Annotated in this window: 15 protein-coding genes; 10 read left to right on the forward strand and 5 right to left on the reverse strand. The window is 66.7% G+C overall.

Annotated elements, in window-relative coordinates; translation table 11 throughout:
• The first annotated feature begins 156 nt into the window (after positions 1–156).
• Entirely contained in the window at positions 157–2,382 is a 2,226-nt protein-coding gene (locus F791_RS0109510) for a TRIC cation channel family protein (RefSeq protein WP_018994139.1), read from the forward strand.
• 16 nt (positions 2,383–2,398) lie between these two features.
• Here the strand turns inward: F791_RS0109510 and cysZ are convergent, their stop codons facing one another.
• The 4 genes from cysZ to queF form a co-directional block, all read right to left on the reverse strand.
• Complete coding sequence (gene cysZ, locus F791_RS0109515) at positions 2,399–3,073, reverse strand: sulfate transporter CysZ (RefSeq protein ID WP_081622312.1); 675 nt, start codon at positions 3,071–3,073, stop codon at positions 2,399–2,401.
• Between the two features lie 56 nt (positions 3,074–3,129).
• On the reverse strand, positions 3,130–3,339 hold the full coding sequence (locus F791_RS0109520; RefSeq protein ID WP_018138546.1) for a DUF3185 family protein: 210 nt from the start codon (positions 3,337–3,339) through the stop codon (positions 3,130–3,132).
• Positions 3,340–3,474: 135 nt separating this feature from the next.
• Positions 3,475–4,773: an FGGY-family carbohydrate kinase gene (locus F791_RS0109525; RefSeq protein WP_018994137.1), complete on the reverse strand. Its 1,299-nt coding sequence runs from the start codon at positions 4,771–4,773 to the stop codon at positions 3,475–3,477.
• A 9-nt stretch (positions 4,774–4,782) separates the two neighbouring features.
• On the reverse strand, positions 4,783–5,205 hold the full coding sequence (queF, locus tag F791_RS0109530) for a preQ(1) synthase (protein WP_018994136.1): 423 nt from the start codon (positions 5,203–5,205) through the stop codon (positions 4,783–4,785).
• Between the two features lie 191 nt (positions 5,206–5,396).
• On the opposite strand from queF, the gene smc reads away from it, so the two are divergent.
• The 7 genes from smc to F791_RS0109565 all read left to right on the forward strand — a co-directional run bounded on the left by smc (position 5,397) and on the right by F791_RS0109565 (position 17,031).
• Entirely contained in the window at positions 5,397–8,891 is a 3,495-nt protein-coding gene (smc, locus tag F791_RS0109535; protein ID WP_018994135.1) for a chromosome segregation protein SMC, read from the forward strand.
• A 66-nt stretch (positions 8,892–8,957) separates the two neighbouring features.
• The gene (locus F791_RS0109540; RefSeq protein ID WP_018994134.1) at positions 8,958–10,151 is read left to right on the forward strand and encodes a cell division protein ZipA C-terminal FtsZ-binding domain-containing protein; all 1,194 of its coding nucleotides are present in this window, start codon (positions 8,958–8,960) and stop codon (positions 10,149–10,151) included.
• On the forward strand, positions 10,148–12,232 hold the full coding sequence (gene ligA, locus F791_RS0109545) for an NAD-dependent DNA ligase LigA (protein ID WP_019592481.1): 2,085 nt from the start codon (positions 10,148–10,150) through the stop codon (positions 12,230–12,232). The genes F791_RS0109540 and ligA overlap by 4 nt, the downstream gene beginning before the upstream one ends.
• A gap of 197 nt (positions 12,233–12,429) precedes the next feature.
• Positions 12,430–12,882: a transposase gene (locus F791_RS0109550; protein WP_019592482.1), complete on the forward strand. Its 453-nt coding sequence runs from the start codon at positions 12,430–12,432 to the stop codon at positions 12,880–12,882.
• 308 nt (positions 12,883–13,190) lie between these two features.
• On the forward strand, positions 13,191–15,107 hold the full coding sequence (locus F791_RS0109555; RefSeq protein ID WP_018994131.1) for a nucleoside-diphosphate sugar epimerase/dehydratase: 1,917 nt from the start codon (positions 13,191–13,193) through the stop codon (positions 15,105–15,107).
• Between the two features lie 118 nt (positions 15,108–15,225).
• The gene (locus F791_RS0109560; protein WP_018994130.1) at positions 15,226–15,558 is read left to right on the forward strand and encodes a MarR family EPS-associated transcriptional regulator; all 333 of its coding nucleotides are present in this window, start codon (positions 15,226–15,228) and stop codon (positions 15,556–15,558) included.
• Positions 15,559–15,864: 306 nt separating this feature from the next.
• Positions 15,865–17,031 carry a nucleotide sugar dehydrogenase gene (locus F791_RS0109565; RefSeq protein WP_019592483.1) on the forward strand — a complete coding sequence of 389 codons (1,167 nt, stop codon included), beginning with the start codon at positions 15,865–15,867 and terminating at the stop codon, positions 17,029–17,031.
• Between the two features lie 294 nt (positions 17,032–17,325).
• Here F791_RS0109565 and F791_RS0109570 read toward each other — a convergent pair whose 3' ends face one another.
• Positions 17,326–18,432 carry a Wzz/FepE/Etk N-terminal domain-containing protein gene (locus F791_RS0109570; protein WP_019592484.1) on the reverse strand — a complete coding sequence of 369 codons (1,107 nt, stop codon included), beginning with the start codon at positions 18,430–18,432 and terminating at the stop codon, positions 17,326–17,328.
• A gap of 380 nt (positions 18,433–18,812) precedes the next feature.
• On the opposite strand from F791_RS0109570, the gene F791_RS0109575 reads away from it, so the two are divergent.
• Positions 18,813–19,088, forward strand: a complete 276-nt coding sequence (locus tag F791_RS0109575) for a type II toxin-antitoxin system Phd/YefM family antitoxin (protein ID WP_018994127.1) — start codon at positions 18,813–18,815, stop codon at positions 19,086–19,088.
• Entirely contained in the window at positions 19,088–19,501 is a 414-nt protein-coding gene (locus F791_RS0109580) for a PIN domain-containing protein (protein ID WP_019592485.1), read from the forward strand. The genes F791_RS0109575 and F791_RS0109580 overlap by 1 nt, the downstream gene beginning before the upstream one ends.
• Positions 19,502–19,605 lie beyond the last annotated feature (104 nt).

Below are 19,605 nucleotides of genomic sequence, written 5' to 3' on the forward strand. Positions count from 1 at the left end.
GGCGACAGCATACCGAGGTGTTCCTGCGGGCGCATCCAGTCGCGCGCTAGCCGTCAGGCGGGCGTTATTCGGGCGTCGCGGTGGCGCCAGAGAAGCGGTTGGGAGCGGCCGCGGGGCCGACGTTCGCGGGTTGCGCGTTGGCTGGGGGGGCTGTGGGTGGGGTTGGCGCTGGCCATCCTCGCGCCGTTCACGGCCGGTGCGTCCTCGCCCCCGTCCGCGGCCGATATCGGCACCCCGATCCCGATCGCGCAGCAATCGGCGCCCGAAACGTTGCGCTCTGGCTGGTTCGAACGTCCCCCGTATCAGGCCGGTTCCGACAGCGCATCCCGGGCATCCCCGGCCGGGCTCGACGTGCGGGTCGCGCAGGAGGCGCTGGCCGGTGTCGGGCATGGCGCCGAGTTCACGCCGCTTTCCTGGAACGACCAGCTCGCCGCACTGCGCCACGGCGCGATCGACTTCGTCATCGGCAGCTATTTTGATTCCGGTCGCCTCGACTATGCGCAGTACTCGCAACCCTACCGTCAGGAACGCAACGCCCTCTATGTGCGCGCCGGCGAGCGTGGTGATTATTCATTCGAGGATCGCGCCGGCCTGGTCCAGGCGGTTCGCGACGGAGACTTCCGGCTAGGGGTGACCACCGGCTATGCCTACGCCTCCAGCGAACTGGCCGATCTGGTCGCGGATCCGGGGGAGGCCGCGCGCCTGTACCCCGCCGCCGGTGACGAGGCCCATATCCAGGCGCTGATCGAGGGTCGGATCGACGGCTTTGTCGCAGACCCCGTGATCGTGGATCTGTTGCTGGCGCGGACGGGTCGCGCCCGCGAGATCCAGACGCATCCGCTGGACCTGGGGACCGTCGGCGTGCGCGTGATGTTCTCCCGTGCCACCGTTCCCGAGTCCTTCGTCGAGAACTTCAACGCGCAGTTGCAGGCGCTGGGGGACAGCCGCCGGATGGCCGCGCTGGAAGTCGAGCATGTGCTGCCCGCGTTTCTCTCGATGGCTACCAGCGAGACCTGGTTCAATACGCTCACCCTGCTGGGGATTCTCGCGTTCTCCGCCTCCGGGCTGATCCTCGCCCGGCGCGAACGCTACAACCTGTTCGGTGCCCTGGTCCTGGCCTCGCTGCCGGCCATCGGTGGCGGCGTGCTGCGCGATCTGCTGCTGGGCCGCGACCCGATCTTCATCTTCGAGACGCCGGAGTTTCTGCTGGTCCCGATCGTGGTCGTGGTAGTCGGGTTCGTGCTGTACAAGCTGCATGACCATGTGCTGGTGCGCTGGCATCTCGTCCAGGAACTCCTGGCGCGGCAGCAGAAGGGATTGGGCGGGCGCGTAGTGGGGAATCTGCAGCGGGGTCTGGATGCCTGGGCCGTGGCCTCGTTCACCGTGATCGGCGTCGGGGTGGCGGTCGAATCGCAGGCCAGCCCGCTGTGGCTCTGGGGCCCGGTGATGGCCGTGGTGACCGCCTCGTTCGGCGTGATCATGCGCGATGTGGTGCGCTCGGACTTCAACATCGACATGCTCAAGCGCGACTCCTTCGCCGAGATCTCGGTCCTGGGCGGCATTCTCTATTCGCTGATCCTGCTCTGGCCCCCGGTGGAGCTGAGCCTCGGATTCATCCTGATCGCCACGCATGCGGTGATCGTGCTGCTGTTCCTGGCGCGCTTGGGCGTTCTCTACTGGGGCCGTCCCAACCCGTTGCAGATGGGGGATCCGCATACCCTGCCGGAACGGCGCCTCGAGGCACTGGCGCAGCGCGAACCGGAGGCCTGGTCCAGTCTGACCGGCTACCTCACCGAGGATAACGAGGGGCGGGCCCGCCCGGCCGATTCCGGGGAGCTGGAGCGCCTGCACAAGGACTTCGAATACCTGTTGCAGCCGGTGTTCGCCGAGCTGGACCGGCTGGCGGGCGAGCCCCTGCTGGAGGCCGCCGCGCGCCGGCACGAGGCCCTGCGTGACCGCTTCCGGCTGGTCGCGCGCCTGGAGCAGCAGCTGTATGACCACCTGCGCGCGACTGTGACGGATATGGAGATCGCAGCCGACGAGGTGGCGTGGGCCCTGGAAGGCCGCGTTCTTGAGGCCCTGCGGGGATTGCTGGATGCCACGACCATGGCCGCGAGTTCCACGGACCCCGACGACCTGGCCTGGCTGCGCGACATGACGGCCAATCAGCGCAGCCGCTTCGATGCCCTGCGTGCCCGCTACCTCGACCCCGATCATTTCCAGCCCGGGGGTGCACTGGACCGCGTGCTGCAGCGCACCCACCGCGTGGAGCGCATGCTCTGGATGCTGGCGGAGTACGCGGAGCGGCGGCTGGAACCGACGTTGAGCCCGGTACAGGGGGATCGGCGTGCACTGCAGCGGCGTTTCCTGCGCGCCGAATGATTGCCTGGTCGGCGGTCTATGGGGTTGCGGCCAACTGCCGTGTGCGCAGGTGCGTGGCGCCGATCACCGCGGCCGGCACCAGCAGCAGGTTCACCATGGGCACCATCGCCAGCAGCGTCGTCCCGGCGCCGAATGCGAGGGTCTGCAGGCGGCGCTCGCGCAGGCGCTGGCGCACCGTATCGAATGACAGGCCGTCGTTGGCCAGCGGGACCTCCATGAACTCCACCGCCAGGACCCAGCTGCCATAGAGGAACCAGGCAGCGGGTGCGAGCAGGTTGAGCCCCGGAACGAAGGTGATGATCAGCACCGGGATCAGCAACAGGGCGTAATACCCGAGCTTGCGCGCCGCGGTGGCCAGCGCGTGTACGGACTCCGCGGTCAGCGAGCGCGGCGCGGCCAGGGGCGGGTGGCCCAGACCTTCGGCCGTGCGGTAGGCCAGCGGCCCGGAGAAGGGGCTGGCCACGATCGCGGCCAGGGCCACGGCGGATATCCCGACCACCAGCAGCAGGAACAGGGCGAACAGCGGCCACAGCAGCCAGGCCAGCCAGTCCAGGGTCTGCGGCAGCCAGGCGGCGAGCAGGGCGTCAAAGCCCACCGCCGCGGCTGCGACCAGCGCGCCCACCAGCAGGACATTGATGATCAGCGGAATGATCACGAGCCCGCGCAGGGCGGGCTCGTGGACGCGTGTCAGGCCCCGGAACGGGGCGAGGAACGCGTAAAGCGGCGAGAGGGGTCTTGCCCGCTGGTTCAGCGGCGGGCCCCGAACAACGTCAGGACCAGACCCACTGCGGCCATGATGCCGCCACCGATCAGGTACATGCGAGTGTCGTCCGTGTAGCGTCCGGTGAAGGTCTCGTGCAGCTCTTCACCCAGGCTTTCGGTCGCGTTGTAGCCCATCACCAGCAGGATGACGCCACCCACCAGCAGGGCGATTCCGAGAATACGGCTCCAGTGCATGTCTACGTCCTTTCTTGTTGTGGTTCTTTGCCTGAATGTAGCACCGATCACCGGCGCTGGCGGTGACGTATCCAGAGAAACGCGAGTCTCCCCGGTTGCGTAGGAGGCCAGCCCTCTGGCCGATCGCCGTTGGCTTCAGCGAGAAGGCGAGAAGGCCTCCAGTCCCATGCCGATGCGCGCCAGCCGTGCGGCGCCGTGTGCGGCGTCGTCGTTGTCCGCGCCCGTCACCGGGATCTCCAGGATGCGCTCGCGGATGCGCGTCCACGTGGGGTTCGCGGCACCGCCACCGAGCGTGATCACGCGCTCCACGCGCGGTGCCCCAAGCTCCGTCAGGCGCCGGTAGCCATCACGCTCGATGCGCGCGATGCCTTCGAACAGTCCTTGGAGAAAGCGCGCGTCGTCATCCGGGCGCGGCGTCAGGCGTGGCTCCAGTTCCGGATCGCTGACCGGAAAGCGCTCGCCCCGTCGGGGCAGGGGCAGGTAATCGAGGCCCGTGTCCGTATCCGGGGCCATCTGCTCGCTCAGCCGCTTCAGCGTGGTGTCGTCGAAGTGCTGGCGCAGTACCGCGCCGCCGCTGTTGGAGGCGCCGCCGACCAGCCACTGGCCGAACAGGTGATGGCTGTAGATTCCCAGCTCGGGCGCAAACACGGGCTCCGACGAGAGCTGCTTGATCACCATGGTCGAACCCAGGCTGGTGACCCCGGTGCGGTCGTCTTCAACCCCGGAGGCGAGAAAGCCGGCGATACTGTCGGTGGTCCCGGCGATCACCCGCGAGGCCGGGTTCAGCCCCAGGTGCTGCGCCATCTCCGGCGCAATCGGCCCCAGGTTGGTTCCCGCCGGCACGACCTCCGGCAGCAGGTTGGCATCCGTGGTCAGGATGTCCTCCAGCCAGTCCGGCCAGCCCTGCCAGAGGGCGTCGTAGCCAAGCTTCAGCGCATTGTTCTCGTCCATCACGTCAAAGCGCCCGCGCAGGCGCCCGGCAATCCAGTCGGCCTGATGCAATACGCGACGTACCCCGGAGAGGCTCTCGTGGCGGCGTACCCACAGCAGCTTCGCCGCCGAGGAGCTGGGGCTGTGTACGGCCGATCCACTGGGCGCGACCCCGGCGAGGATCGCGGTCATGTCGGTGGCGCGGGCGTCGTTGTACATCATCGCCGGGCGCACTGGCCGACCATCGGCATCCAGGAACAACAGCGTGGCGGAGGTGCCGTCCACCGCGATCGCGACGGGTTCGCCCTTCAGGTGCTCGGCGGCCTCGCGCAGCAGTTCCCGCACGAGGGTCCACCACTGCGCGGGGTCCTGCTCCGCGATGCCGTCTCCGTCCGTCTCCGACTCCGGAAGCTCGCGCTCGGCCGAGTACACCCGCGCGCCGTCCGGATCCACCAGCGCCAGGCGGATGCCGGAGGTCCCCAGGTCGAGGCCGATCGCGTGCATGGGGACCGGCTACAGGCCCGAATGCAGTGGGCTGCGACCCGGCGGCGGGAGCGTGACCCGCTCCGGCGGGGCCCAGCCGGGCTGGCGGTGCTCGGCCACCACCGAGGTATAGATGCCGCCACGTACGTTGAAATACGAAGTCAGGCGCATGAAGCGCGGCTCGGTCGCCGCGACCAGATCCGCCAGGATCTGGTTGGTCACCGCCTCGTGGAAGGCGCCTTCGTCACGGAACGACCACATATAATTCTTCAGCGACTTCAGTTCCACGCACTTGTGGTCGGCCACGTACTCCAGGTGCAGTTCCGCGAAGTCGGGCTGACCGGTGGCCGGGCACAGGCAGGTGAACTCCGGGATGCGGATATAGATCGCGAAGTCGTTCTCCGGCGCCGGGTTGTCGAAGGTCTCCAGGGTCTTGCTCGGCTGGCTGGGCATGTCGGTTTCTCGTTGCGGATAAGAGATGTGGGAGCGTGCTTGCACGCGAAGCGCCTGCCCGCGTGCGGACGATCGCCTGCCAGCAGGCTCCCACCGTCGTTATGTTGTGATGGCGAATGGACCGGTCACGTTACCGGCACAAGCGTGTACCATTCTACCCCCGAGTGTCCTGACCGCGGATTACGCCGAACGTGCGACTCGCCCGAATCAAGCTGGCCGGCTTCAAGTCCTTCGTCGACCCGACGACGCTGGTGCTGCCCGGAAACCGGGTGGGCATCGTCGGGCCGAACGGCTGTGGCAAGTCGAACACCATCGACGCCGTGCGCTGGGTGATGGGCGAGTCCTCGGCCAAGCACCTGCGCGGCGACTCCAGCGAGGACGTGATCTTCAACGGCTCCTCCAGCCGCAAGCCGGTCGGGCAGGCCTCGATCGAGCTGATCTTCGACAACTCCGACGGTCGCCTGGGCGGCGAGTACAGCGCCTACGGCGAGATCGCCGTGCGCCGCGCGCTGACGCGCGATGGCCAGTCCAAGTACTTCCTCAACGGCCAGCGCGCGCGCAAGCGCGACGTGGTGGACCTGTTCCTGGGCACTGGCCTCGGCCCGCGCAGCTACGCGATCATCGAGCAGGGCATGATCGCGCGCCTGATCGATGCCCGCCCCGAGGAACTGCGCGTCTATCTCGAGGAGGCCGCCGGCATCTCCAAGTACAAGGAGCGCCGGCGCGAGACCGAGAACCGCGTGCGCCACACCCGCGAGAACCTGGAGCGCCTGGACGACGTGCGCGACGAGGTCGCCAAGCAGGCCGAACGCCTCAATCGCCAGGCCGCCACCGCCGAGAAGTATCAGACCCTCGCCGCCGAGCGGCGCCAGAAACGCGCCGAGGCGATCCTGCTGCGTCTGCGTGCGCAGGAACAGGAACTGGACGCGAGCCGACAGCGCCTGCAGGCGGCCGAGACCGAACTGGCCGGCACCCAGGCGGAGGCGCAAAAGGTGCGCACCGAGACCGAACAGCAGCGCCAGACGCGCGTGGACCTGGAGGCGGCCACTACCGAGGCGCAGTCCGCCTACTACGACCGCGCCGCCGAGGTCTCGCGCCTGGAGCAGTCGATCCGCCATGCGGAGGACGAACTGGCCCGCGAGCGCGCGGAACTGCGGCAGCTGGAAGAGCGCCTGCAGACGGCCGGCGAGGCGTTCGCGGCGCTGGAACAGCGCATTGCCCAGGCCGAACGCGAACGCGACCAGCGCCAGCAGGAGGCGGGGGCCGCCGAGGCCGAGCGCGAACGCCTGGAGGCCGCAGCGGAGCAGGCCGAAACCGAGTTTCAGGCCGCTCGCGAGGCCCAGTCCGAGTGGGAACGCGCCCTGGCCGAGCCGCGCCAGAATGCGCAGCTCGCGCGTTCGCGCATGGATCACGCCGAGCACCAGCTCGCGCGCCTGGAACAGCGCCGCGAACGCCTCGACGCCGAGCGCGCGGCCCTGCCACAGACCCACCCGGGCGAGGAGGCCGAACGGATGCAGGGCGAACGCGATGCCCTGGCCGAGCGCCTGGAGCAGCTGCGCCAGCAGCACGAGCAGCAGCAGGAACAACTGAACCAGCTCACCGAGGCCCGCCGCGAGGCCCGCGACGCCCTGCACCAGGCCGAGCGCGAGGCGCGCGAGGTCGCGGGGCGTCTGGCGGGGCTGGAACACTTCGCCGGCGAGGACGACCCGGCGCAGACACGCGAGCGCCGTGAGGCCTGGGCACGCGAACAGGGGCTGGACCTCTCGCGGCCCCTGGTGCAGCAGCTGGAGGTCGACGACGGCTGGGATACGGCCGTGGAGCTGGTGCTGGGGGCCTGGCTGGAGGCCGCCGTGCTGGACGCGCCCGAGGCCACGCAGGACTGGCCGGATGCCGCGCTGCGCCTGGTGAGTACGCAGGCGGATGCCGCCGCGGCGACCTCGGACGACTCGCTCGCCGGCCGCGTGCGCGGCTCCGCGGCGGTGACGCAGTGGCTGTCACGCATCCACTGCGCGCGAGATCTGGACGAGGCCCGGGGCCGCGTTGCGAACCTCGCACCGGACGAGAGCGTGATCACGCCCGATGGCACCTGGATGGGGCCGGGGTGGGTCGCGCATCGCACGCTGGAAGGTGGGGCCTCCGGTGCGGTCGCGCGGGTGCGCCTGGCGCGCGAGCTGCGCGAGCAGGAAGAGCAGCTGCAGGGGCAGGTCGAGCAGCACCAGGCGACCCTGGCGGAACGGGGCGAGGCCATCGATGCCGCGCAGGCCGAGCGCGACCGGCTGGATGCCCAGCTGCGCGAACAGCAGGGCGAGATCGACGAACGCGACCGGCGCATCCAGCGCCTGCGCGATCAGGCCCGGCAGCTGGAACAGCAGCAGGCGCGGATCGACCGCGAGGCGGGCGAACTGGAAGAAGAAACAGCTCGCGCCCGGGAGCAATTGGAGACCGCGCAGCAGGAACGCAACCAGGCCCTCGCCACGCTGGAAACACTGGAGGCCGACCGCGGCACACTGGAGAGTCGACTGGAGGCCGCGCGCGACGCCCATAGTCAGGCCCGCGATGCGGTCCGCGAGGCGCGCGATGTTGCCGGGCGTTCACGCATGGCGGAGCAGGAGGCGCGCCACCGGCTGGAGCGCGAGCAAAGCGAACGCGAGCGCCTGGAACGCCAGCGCGCGGAGGATCGCGAACGCCTGGAAAAGCTGCAGCAGGGCCTGGCCGGGCGCGAGGGGCCGCTGGAGCAGTGGCGTGGGGATCTGCAGGCCGCCGCGGAGCAGCGCCAGCAGGCGGAAGAACGCCTGACCCGGGCGCGCGCGGATCTCGAGGCCTGCGATGCGCGGCTGCGGGAACTGGCCACACAGGCCAGCGAGCTGGACAGCCGCGTCGAGGCGCAGCGTTCCACCTGCGAGGAGCTGCGCCTGGATCAGCGCGAGCGCTCGGTGCAGATCGAACAGCTGAAGAGCCAGTTCCAGGAGTCGGGATTCGAGGCCGGCCCGCTGGCGGATGGGCTCGCGGGGGATGCGACGGTACCGGCCTGGGAGCAGGCGATCGCGGAACTCGACCGCAAGATCGACCGCCTGGGGCCGATCAACCTGGCGGCGATCGACGAGGCGCGCAGCCTGGAGGAGCGTTCACGCTACCTCGAGGAGCAGCATGCCGATCTGATCGAGGCGCTGGAGACGCTGGAGGCGGCGATGCACCGCATCGACCGCGAGACGCGTCAGCTGTTCAAGCAGACCTTCGATCAGGTGAACGCCGGGCTGGGGCAGAAGTTCCAGCGCCTGTTTGGCGGCGGCGAGGCGCGCCTGGAGATGACCGGTGACGACCTGCTGGATACCGGCGTGAACATCATGGCCCGCCCGCCGGGCAAGCGCCTGTCCACCATCCATCTAATGTCCGGAGGCGAGAAGGCGCTCACAGCATCGGCGCTGGTGTTCGCTATCTTTGAGTTGAATCCGGCACCCTTCTGCATGCTGGACGAGGTGGATGCGCCGCTCGACGAGGCCAACGTCGGGCGTTTCTGCGAGCTGCTGGAGGACATGTCCGAGCAGATCCAGTTTATTTTTATCACCCATAACAAGGCCACGATGGCGATGGCGGAACAGCTGATCGGCGTTACCATGCACGAACCGGGCGTCTCGCGCCTGGTGAGCGTGGATATCGACGAGGCCGTCGAACTGGCCGAGGCCTGATCCCTGCGATCCCACGGGTTGGGGCGCGGTCGTACAACCGGAAAGACGAGGTATTGAGTGGATTGGATGCGCATCAGTCTGGTGATCCTGGGGATCGTGCTGGTCGCCGGTATCTGGATGGCCCATCGCCTGCGCACGCGCGATCGCGCGCAGGATCTGGATGATGACGCCACCGACTGGAGTGACGACGCGGTGCACATTCGCGCCCAGGACGACCCCGCGCCGCGCAGACGCGAGGGCGATTCCGACAGCCTTGGGGCCGAGGCGGGCTGGGCCGATCCCCTGGAGACCTCGCGCGAGTACACGCGGGACGCCGATACTGCCGATCCCGATGAAGACTTCGACGACGTGCGCATTCCCCAGCACGACCGCGCGGAGCCGCACCTGGGCGTGACCTCGGCGGACGACGACGAGCCACTGCCTCCGGGCGAGCGCCATGCCGACCGAGCGCAGGATATCTACGGCGTCCTGGACAACGACGAAGAGCCGGTTCCGCCGCCGCCCCATGGCGCCTTCGAGCCGGACCCGGAGGATGCGCCGCGACGCCGAGCCAGGTCCAGCGCCGCGGAAACCGCGAAGGGCGTGATGGGCCAATTGAGCGGCCGTATGCGCTCCGGGATCGCCGCGCTGCGCGGGACGCGCCTGCGCCGCCCGCGTGCGGAAGAGACGCTCGGCGAACAACTGCACCCGGATCACGAGGTCGACCCCGAGCTGATCGAGGAGCCGGCGCCCGACATGGAGACCCTGGGCGAGTTTGTGTCCGAACCGCGTGTGGTGGGGCGCAACCCGCTGCGCGGTGGCCCGGGGTCGGACGAAAAGATCCTGCTGCTGCATGTGGTCGCGCCGCGCAACCGGCCGTTTACCGGCGTCGCCCTGGGGGCTGCGCTGCAGCGCGCGGGCCTCAAGCCGGGCGCGATGGACATCTACCACTACCACGATGCCGAGATCGACGGCCGCCAGGCCCTGTTCTCCGCCGCGAACATGGTGCCGCCGGGCACGCTGCGCGAACAGGACCTGACGGACACGATGACCCCTGGCATCACGTTGTTCGTGCAGGTGCACAACAGCGCCGATCCGCAACGCGCGTTCGAGGCACTGCTGGAGAATGCACACGGCCTGGCGCGGGATCTCGGCGGCTCCATCCTCGACGCCCAGCAGTCCACCGCCACCAACCAGACGCTCGCCTACATGCGTGAGGATCTGAACGAGTGGCTGATGCGCCACCGCCCGGATCTGCTGCGGCGGCGGAGGGCGCGGTGAGTTCGCTCTCCGCGTCCCGCGAGGGCGCGGCGGGGGAGGCGGGCGCACGGATCGAGCAGCTGCGGCGCCAGATCGAGCACCACAACTACCGCTACTACGTCCTCGACGACCCGGAGGTCTCCGACGCCGAGTTCGACACGCTGATGCGCGAACTCGAACAGCTCGAGGCCGAACACCCTGAACTCGTCTCCCCGGATTCGCCCACCCAGCGTGTCGGCGGTGCCCCCGCCGCCGGTTTCGACACGGTGCGGCATCGGCTGCCGATGCTGTCCCTGGCCAACGGCTTCGAACCCGACGAGATCCGCGACTTCGACCGCCGCGTGCGTGAGCGCCTGACCAAACAGACTGGCGAGCCCGACCGCGTTGAGCAGGCGGTCGCCTACATGGCCGAGCCCAAGCTGGACGGCCTGGCGATCAGCCTGATCTACGAGAACGGCCGCCTGGTGCAAGCCGCGACGCGCGGCGACGGCGAGACCGGCGAGGACGTGACCGGCAATGTCCGCACCGTGCGCCCGATCCCGCTGCACCTGGGGGATCGCTACACCGACGATGCGCCCGGCGTGCTGGAGGTGCGTGGTGAGGTGTTCATGCGCCGCTCGGATTTCGAACGCCTGAACCAGGGCCTGGAGGCCGATGGCCAGCGCGGCTTCATGAACCCGCGCAATGCCGCCGCCGGCAGTCTGCGTCAGCTGGACCCGAAGGTGACGGCGCGGCGGCCCTTGAGCTTTTTTGCCTATTCCGTCGGCCATGTCGAGGGCGGCACGCTGCCGGACACCCAGTCCGGCACGCTGGACTGGCTGCACCACCTGGGCTTTCCGGTCTGCCCCGAGCGCGCGGTGCTGGAAGGGGTAGAGGGCTGCCTTGCCTACTACGAGCGTCTGGCCGAGCGTCGTCGCGAGCTGGACTACGAGATCGACGGCATTGTCTACAAGGTCGACTCGCTGGAGGATCAGCAGCACCTGGGCTTCGTCTCGCGCGCGCCGCGCTGGGCGATCGCCCACAAGTTCCCGGCCGAGGAGCAGACGACGACCCTGCGCGCCGTCGACTTCCGCGTTGGCCGCACCGGGGCGCTGACCCCGGTCGCGCGGCTGGAGCCGGTACTGGTCGGCGGGGTCATGGTTAGCAATGCCACGCTGCACAACATGGACGAGATCGCGCGCAAGGACATCCGCATCGGCGATCGTGTGATCGTACGCCGCGCGGGCGACGTGATCCCCGAGGTAGTCGGCCGCGCCGGCGGCGAGCGCCCGGAGGACACCGGGGAGATCGAGATGCCGTCCCGCTGCCCGGAGTGCGACTCGCACATCGAACGCCCGGAGGGCGAGGCCGTCGCGCGCTGCACCGGCGGGCTTGTCTGCCCCGCGCAGCGCCGCGAGGCGCTGAAGCACTTCGTCTCGCGCCGGGCGATGGACATCGAGGGCTTTGGCGAGAAACTGATCGAGCAGCTCGCCGATGGCGGCATCGTGCAAAGCCCGGCCGACCTGTTCGCGCTGGACGCCGAGCGCCTGCAGGCCCTGGAACGGGTCGGCCCCAAGCTCGCCGAGAACCTCGTCAACGCCCTGGAACAGGCGCGCGAGACCACGCTGGCCCGGTTCATCTTCGCCCTCGGTATCCGCGAGGTGGGCGAGGTCACCGCCCGCAACCTGGCCACGTACTACGGCGACCTGGACGCACTGATGCAGGCCGATGCCGAGGCCCTGCAGGAGGTGCCGGACGTCGGCCCCATCGTCGCGGAACACATCGCCAACTTCTTTGCCGAGCCCCACAACCGCGACGTGATCCAGTCCCTGCGCGACGCCGGCGTCCACTGGCCCGATCCGCCCGCGCGTCCGGCAGCGGAGGAGGGCGATGCCGCCCCGCTGGCCGGCAACACCTACGTCCTCACCGGCAGCTTCGACACCATGACCCGCGAAGAAGCCAAGGCCGCCCTCGAGGCCCGCGGCGCCAAAGTCACCGGCTCCGTCTCCAAAAAGACCACCGCCGTCATCGCCGGCGCCGACCCCGGCTCCAAGGTCACCAAAGCCGAATCCCTCGACATCCCCATCCTCGGCCCCGACGACCTCGCCCAGCTCCTCTCCTGACAAGACCTCCCGTGGGATCGGGTTGGAGGAAGTGGCTTGGTGGGATTGGTCTTGTGGGGCTGGTTTTGTGGGAGCGGGCTTGCCCGCGAAGCCCCTGCCCCGGGTCGGCTCTGGCAGGGGCTTCGCGGCCAAGGCCGCTCCCACACAAGTTTCGGGCAGTGGAAAGGTTATAGCTGTAACAGTTACGGGAGGTTCGAATGCCACGGAAGGCACGATCCCACCGGCTGCGGTTTGGGCGGGTTAGCGAGCACGGAAGGATTTACCTGGTTACGGCGGTTTGCGCCGACCGGAAAGCCTGGTTTTCTAAGTTCGAGCATGGGCGCTGCTGTGTCCGTGCGATGCGTGAACTGGAAGGCGAAGCAAATACGCTCTGCTTCGTGGTCATGCCGGACCATATGCACTGGATGATGCAACTCGAAGCTGGAACCCTCTCCCGCGTTGTACAGAAAGTGAAGGGTTCCACGACGCGCCGAATCGGGCAGTTGAGTGGCCGACCGTGTAAGGTTTGGCAGCCGGGTTTCCATGACCGCGCTTTGCGCCGGGAGGAGGAACTCCAGGCTGTGGCTCGGTATGTGGTGGCCAATCCTCTGCGAGCGGGGCTCGTGAGCAACCTGCGCCACTATCCGCTGTGGGATGCGATTTGGTTGTAGGGTTCCGGCTCCAAAAGGGCTTCGCGGCCAAGGCCGCTCCCACAGCTCGGCCCATCCTGGGCGGCTCGAGTGGGTGTGGGAGCGGGCTTGCCCGCGAAGCCCTGCCAGCGCGAACAATGGCAACACACAACTCCAAGAGATCAGCCCATCGCCAGAAGTGCATTTTCATCAGGGGTTGCTTATGCTTCGTGCGCCGCGATGGGGTGCGGCGGGCGCCAGGGACCGGCACTTGATGTAGTGTGGTCGGGCTGAGTTTTGTATATAGGGTTTTAGGTCAGGATCAGGATGCCGGACGCGCACAACACACCATGCTGAATCGTGGGCTGGAACGTCTGCTGAGACTGCCGCGCGGCAAGAAGCGCTGGCTGATGATCGCCGCGGATGTGGTCATGCTGCCGCTCGCCCTGTGGTCCGGATTCATGATTCGCCTGGCGGAACCCTTCCCGCCGATCATGCAGCAGACCTGGTGGCTGTTCCCATTGATCGTCATCGTGGGAATCCCGCTGTTTACCCGTCTGGGTCTGTACCGCGCGGTGGTGCGGTTTATGGGCTCGCGCGCCATCTGGGCGGTCAGCTCCGGGGTGGTGATCCTGGCGATGCTGATCTGGGCAGCCGTGGCGGTCGTCCAGCTGGAGGGTTTTCCTCGATCGGTTCCGATCAATTTCGCCATCGTGGCGTTTCTCTATGTGGCTGGTAGCCGCTTCCTGGTTCGGGCCTGGTATCGCTCGGTTGTGGATGCCGTGTCGGGCGCAGAACCCGTGGTCGTCTATGGCGCGGGCGAGACGGGGGTCCAGCTCCTCTCCGCGCTTAAGGCCGGTGGTCGTTTCCGCATCGTCGCGTTCGTGGACGAAGACCGGGCCCTGCAGGGGAGTTCGATCGACGGTGTGCCGGTTCATTCTCCGGATTACCTGCCGAAGCTGGTGAATCGATTCGGTGTGGGGCGTCTGCTGCTGGCGCTCCCCTCGGCTAGCCGCAATAAACGCCGACACATCCTGGAGCAGCTTGAGCATCTGCCGCTCTATGTCCAGTCCGTGCCGTCGATGGAGGCGGTCGTCTCTGGGCAGGCCAGCCTGGAACAGCTGGAAGACATCGATGTGGCGGACCTTCTCGGGCGTGATCCGGTCCCGCCGGAGCCCGAGTTGCTGCAGCGCAGCATTCGCGGTCGCGTGGTTATGGTTACGGGGGCCGGCGGCTCCATCGGCTCCGAATTGTGCCGGCGTATTGTGCTGGAGGAGCCCGCCGCGCTGATACTCTACGAGCGCAACGAGTTCGCCCTCTACAGCATCGAGCGCGAGTTGCAGGAGCGATCGGTGCCAACCGGCCGGATGCCGGTGATTCACGCAGTTCTTGGGTCTGTTGCCAATCCGCGCCGGGTGGCGGCGGTGTTGCAGGAGTTTGGCGTACAGACGCTTTATCACGCTGCCGCCTACAAGCACGTGCCGATCGTGGAAGCCAATCTGATCGAAGGCGTGCGGAACAACGTATTCGGTACGGCCATTCTCGCGGATGCCGCCCTCAAGGCCGGGGTCGAGCGCTTCATCCTGATCTCCACCGACAAGGCCGTCAGGCCTACGAACGTAATGGGCGCGACCAAGCGCATGGCCGAGATGGTCCTGCAGGACCGTGCCCGCGAGAAGCGCGGGACCATCTTCAGCATGGTGCGCTTTGGCAACGTCCTGGGCTCCTCGGGCTCGGTGGTGCCGCTGTTCCACCAGCAGATTCGGGACGGTGGGCCGGTCACCGTTACCCATCCCGAGATCACGCGCTACTTCATGTCCATCCCGGAGGCAGCCGAGCTTGTGATTCAGGCCGGGGCGATGGCCGAAGGCGGCGAGGTCTACGTGCTGGACATGGGCGAGCCCGTGCGCATCGTCGACCTCGCGCGCCGAATGATCCGGCTGCACGGGCGCCAGGTGAAGGAAGACGGCTACCCCGAAGACGGCATCGAGATTGTGTTTACCGGACTGCGCCCGGGCGAGAAGCTCTACGAGGAACTGCTGATCGGGGACAACGTGGAAGCCACCGTGCACCCTCGAATCATGCGTGCCCGTGAGGACTGCGTAACCCCTGAGGATGTGCGCGCAGCGCTCGTGCAGCTCGATCGCGCGGATCGCGAAATGGAAGTCGATCTGGCCTGCCGCGCACTGCGCAGTGTCGTACATGAGTACGCACCGGCTGATCACACCCCACAGACGTACGGCAAAGTGGCGTCATCATCGGAATGACCGTATTACTCCGTGGCATGGAGGCTTGCAGCAGACAGGGTCCCGTGCTGCAATCGCCGTTCATTGAATGAACAGCTAAAGCCGTGCTGCTCCCCGCGCAGCCAAAAACTGCGAGCCAATGCCTTCCGACGAACTCCAATTCAAACTCCTGCGTTTGCTGGAGGAAGACCCCACGCGCTCGCAGCGCGCGCTGGCGCGCGAGCTGGGGGTCTCCATCGGCGGTACGAATCATGCCCTGCGGGCATTGCTCGCGCGTGGTTGGGTTAAGGCGCAGAATTTCACGCGCAGCGGCAACAAGCGCGGTTATCTCTACAAGCTCACCCCGAGCGGCGTGAGCGAAAAGGCTCGACTGGCGTACTACTTCCTGCAGCGCAAACGCGCGGAGCACGAGGCCTTGATGGCCGAGATCGAACAGCTACGGGCCGAGGTGCGGCGTCAGGAACGTGACTGAAGCCACGATAGCCCTTTATGGAACGCGCACCGTGCACGACCTGCCATCGCCAGGCGCCGGTATTCTGCGCGCGCTAACGCAGCGAGTCGGTTAGGGACCCCGACCGCCCAGCGGGCTGTCACTGTAGGAACGCAGCCCTCTGCGCGATGGGGTGCTGGACAGGCCCCATCGGCCAGAGGGCTGGCCTCCTACCGTTTCGGGGCGGGAAGGCGGGTATTTGCGCCGATGCGGTACCGGACAGCCGCAAAAGGTGCCTGACCTCAACCAATGAGCACATCAATAAATGGGAACGACAAGGAATTCGGGATGAAGATCGCAGTCGCCGGTACCGGCTATGTAGGCCTTTCCAATGCAGTGCTGCTGGCACAGCACCACGAGGTGGTGGCGCTGGACGTGGTGCCCGAGAAGGTTGAGCAGATCAACCGCAGGGAATCGCCGATCATCGACGCCGAGATCCAGGATTTCCTGCAGAACCGGTCGCTCAATCTGACCGCTACGCTCGACAAACAGCAGGCCTACGATGGGGCGGACTTCATCATTGTCGCCACCCCCACGGACTACGACCCGCAGACCAACTACTTCAACACCACCACGGTCGAATCCGTGATCCGCGACGTGCTGGCGATCAACCCGCACGCCACCATGGTGATCAAGTCCACCGTGCCGGTCGGCTACACGCGCGAGATCAAGGCGCAGATGCAGAGCGACAACATCCTCTTCTCGCCCGAGTTCCTGCGCGAGGGCCGGGCGCTGTACGACAACCTGCACCCGTCCCGCATCATCGTCGGTGAACAGTCCGAACGCGCCGAGACCTTCGCCAACCTGCTGGCCGAGGGGGCGATCGACGACGACATCCCGATGCTGTTCACCAACTCCACCGAGGCCGAGGCGATCAAGCTGTTCGCCAACACCTATCTGGCCATGCGGGTGGCGTACTTCAACGAGCTGGACACCTACGCCGAGACCCATGGCCTGGACACGCGCCAGATCATCGACGGCGTATGCCTGGACCCACGCATCGGCAGCCACTACAACAACCCGTCGTTCGGCTATGGTGGCTACTGCCTGCCGAAGGACACCAAGCAACTCCTGGCCAACTACGAAGAGATCCCCAATAACATCATCGGCGCCATCGTGGATGCCAACCGCACGCGCAAGGATTTCGTGGCCGACGCTGTCATTCGGCGTAACCCCAGGGTTGTCGGGATCTACCGTCTGGTGATGAAGAGCGGCTCCGACAACTTCCGTGCCTCCGCCATCCAGGGCGTGATGAAGCGCATCAAGGCCAAGGGCATCGAGGTCGTCGTCTACGAGCCGGAACTTCCGGACGACGACTTCTACCGCTCTCGTGTGATCCGCGACCTCGACGAGTTCAAGCGCATCGCCGACGTCATCGTCGCCAACCGCATCACCGACGACATCCGCGACCAGACCGACAAAATCTACACCCGCGACCTCTTCAACAGCGACTAACCAGAACCCGGCAACAAACCTGTGGGAGCGTGCTTGCACGCGAAGCCCCCGCCAAAGCCAGCCCCTGGCACCCCTTCGCGTGCAAGCACGCTCCCACAGAATCGCGGCAGGTTCGTCCTCCAATGGATCCATCAACCATTAGAGGCGTACACCATCCCCGCCGTAGCGCAGCGAAGAGCCGGGATCTCCGACGGTGCGGCACTCCAAACGACAAAGACCCCGGATAACCGCTCCGCGGTTTCCGGGGTGACAGTGGAGAGTGATGCGGCTTGGCCGGATGAGCAATGCGAGTTTCTAACTGTTCTCCGCGGCCCGTACATTCGCGAGGAATTCCCGGAAGAAAGCGCCGAAAACGCCCAGCATCAGGCCAAGAACCAGTGAGAGCGCGGCGAATAGGGAGCGGCCAGGTCCCTCGGGACGCTCGGACGCCAGGGCGTAATCCGAGCCGCGGGCGACCACCTCCTGGATTCGCTCTAGTTCACGGTTAAGCGCGGAAAGGGAACGTTCGTGCCGTTGCTCTTCTTGCGCCATCTGCTCTTGAATCTTCTGGCTGGACGCTTCCAGCTCAGCCAACTGTAGTCGCGTTTCCTGGATGCGATTAGGCAGGTCCGTGAGGAGGCCACGCTCCGCGCTGTGTCGCATCTCGACGATCGACGTCTGTGGCATCAGTGCCCACAACGGCGAGTTGTCTTGTGGATTGGCCAGAGTTTCTTCAAGCCGTTCGCGGAGAGGTTCTAGCTGGTCGATGTGTTCCGCGAGGAGCTTTTTCTCCTCTTCAAGCAACGCCAGGCGCTCGTTGGTCAGGGTGATCCGCTCGTCAATCGAGTCGGCTTCGTATGCCATTTCCTGCATTCTTGCCTGATGGCTCAAGATGAGCTCTTCGCGGTCGTCCTCCAGGTTGGAGCGCAGGTCTTCGACCCTGGGGTTGAACTCCGAGCGCAGGCCACGGGTGACGAGTGTATGGAGTTCCCGTACCTCTTCGCGGCGATCGAGAGGGGAAGAGCTCGTCAGTTGGAGGAAATTTGTGCCCTCGACATGTCGGCTTCGCGCTTCCGGTGGGCGGCCCTCCTCGTATTCCTCCTGCATGTCGCGTCGAATTCCAGGGATCAGGACGTCATTGAGGAACGAGACCTTCACGTCAGGGCTTTCAATCGGATTCCGGTTGTTATCCAGTCCGATCTGGATCGTGGTCAGAAAGGTGTAAGTGGGGGTTTGCAGCAAGCCGTAGCCGGTTCCCAGGACAAATACAATGACCGTAACAGCAGCGATCCACCACTTGCGGCGTGCAAGCACCCGCCACAGGTCGATCAGGCTGATTTCATCGTCGTAGGGACCGGAGTGCCTCTCGTCGCGTTCTCTGGGAGACGCGGATGGGCTGGATTTGTCGGCGTTCGGTGGCATCGGTTGGTTCTCGAGTCATGGTGCAAGTGCACGCATTCTCCGGATTTCGCCGAACAAAGGGAACCAGGCACCGATGCCCCCGTTAGTTCCGTCGCAGAAGTCTGTTGGCCCCCGCGTTTGTCCACCCTGCGTATGCGTGGTCAAATTCGCAGCCACCCCTTGAGCATCCTGTTGGAGCCTGCTTGCAGGCGAACGCTCATGCCCGTGCCGGACCTTGGCAGGGGCTTCGCCGCCGAGGCGGCTCCTACAGGTGCCGGACGCGTCAGGAGCTTCTGCTCCGCTAACGCGCGTTGTATGGGCTTTCCGCGGCGTAATCGGCCAGAGGCCTGGCCTTCTGAAGGGGTGCTATAATCGGTACTGAAAGAGGTACCGGAGGGTGTATGGAGAACGTGATTTCGGCGCAGGAGATCAAGCGGCGCGGCATTAGCGCAGTGGATCGGGCGCTAAAGAAGGGGCCGGTGCACGTGATCCAGCGCAATCGTCCGCGTTACGTGATCCTGAGTGAGGAGTCCTACCAGCGTTTGGCCGAGGGCGCCGAGGCCAGGGGACGGTTGTGGCACCGATTGCTGGAAGACGATGCAACGCCCGCCGCACCCCGAAGCCGGGCGGACCTGGACCGTGAGTTGCAAGCCGAACGCGAAGGCTGGTCCGATTGATGCTGGCGTTTCTGGATGCCAGCGCCATCATCTACCTCCTGGAGGGTGATACCCGTACCCGAGAGTCGGTCCGACAGGTGCTCAGAAATCTGGAGCAGAGCGACGGCCCTCCGGCGCTGGCGGTATCCGCCTTGAGTCGTCTGGAATGCCGCGTACGCCCGCTACGCGAATCGAACACCCGGGTTCTTGAACAACTGGATGTGTTCTTCGGCGACCCGGGGTTGTCGGTCATCGCGCTGGATACGGCCGTTCTGGACGAGGCAACAAAACTGCGTGCGCACCATGGCCTGCGAACACCTGACGCTATCCAGGCCGCGTCCCTGCTCGCGGCCGACCCGGAAGGCGCATTCGTGACGGACGATGGCGACTTTGAAAAGGTACCGGGCCTGCGCGTGCACCGCATTCCACGGTGACCCGGAAACTCCCGCACGGCGTCATCTGGCCGAAACGGTAGGAGCGCAGCCCTCTGCGCGATGGGGTGCTTGTGATACCCCAATCGGCCAGAGGGCTGGCCTCC

The organism is Thioalkalivibrio sp. ALRh, from assembly GCF_000381425.1.
Lineage (GTDB): Bacteria > Pseudomonadota > Gammaproteobacteria > Ectothiorhodospirales > Ectothiorhodospiraceae > Thioalkalivibrio.

Bases quoted from the DNA above. Each gene is read 5' to 3' on its own strand.
- F791_RS0109520 (WP_018138546.1), bottom strand. From the start codon at position 3,339: ATGCACTGGAGCCGTATTCTCGGAATCGCCCTGCTGGTGGGTGGCGTC.
- F791_RS0109550 (WP_019592482.1), top strand. From the start codon at position 12,430: ATGCCACGGAAGGCACGATCCCACCGGCTGCGGTTTGGGCGGGTTAGC.
- F791_RS0109575 (WP_018994127.1), top strand. From the start codon at position 18,813: ATGGAGAACGTGATTTCGGCGCAGGAGATCAAGCGGCGCGGCATTAGC.
- F791_RS0109580 (WP_019592485.1), top strand. From the start codon at position 19,088: ATGCTGGCGTTTCTGGATGCCAGCGCCATCATCTACCTCCTGGAGGGT.
- queF (WP_018994136.1), bottom strand. From the start codon at position 5,205: ATGCCCAGCCAGCCGAGCAAGACCCTGGAGACCTTCGACAACCCGGCG.
- F791_RS0109570 (WP_019592484.1), bottom strand. From the start codon at position 18,432: ATGCCACCGAACGCCGACAAATCCAGCCCATCCGCGTCTCCCAGAGAA.
- F791_RS0109555 (WP_018994131.1), top strand. From the start codon at position 13,191: ATGCTGAATCGTGGGCTGGAACGTCTGCTGAGACTGCCGCGCGGCAAG.
- F791_RS0109540 (WP_018994134.1), top strand. From the start codon at position 8,958: ATGCGCATCAGTCTGGTGATCCTGGGGATCGTGCTGGTCGCCGGTATC.
- F791_RS0109565 (WP_019592483.1), top strand. From the start codon at position 15,865: ATGAAGATCGCAGTCGCCGGTACCGGCTATGTAGGCCTTTCCAATGCA.
- F791_RS0109525 (WP_018994137.1), bottom strand. From the start codon at position 4,773: ATGCACGCGATCGGCCTCGACCTGGGGACCTCCGGCATCCGCCTGGCG.
- F791_RS0109560 (WP_018994130.1), top strand. From the start codon at position 15,226: ATGCCTTCCGACGAACTCCAATTCAAACTCCTGCGTTTGCTGGAGGAA.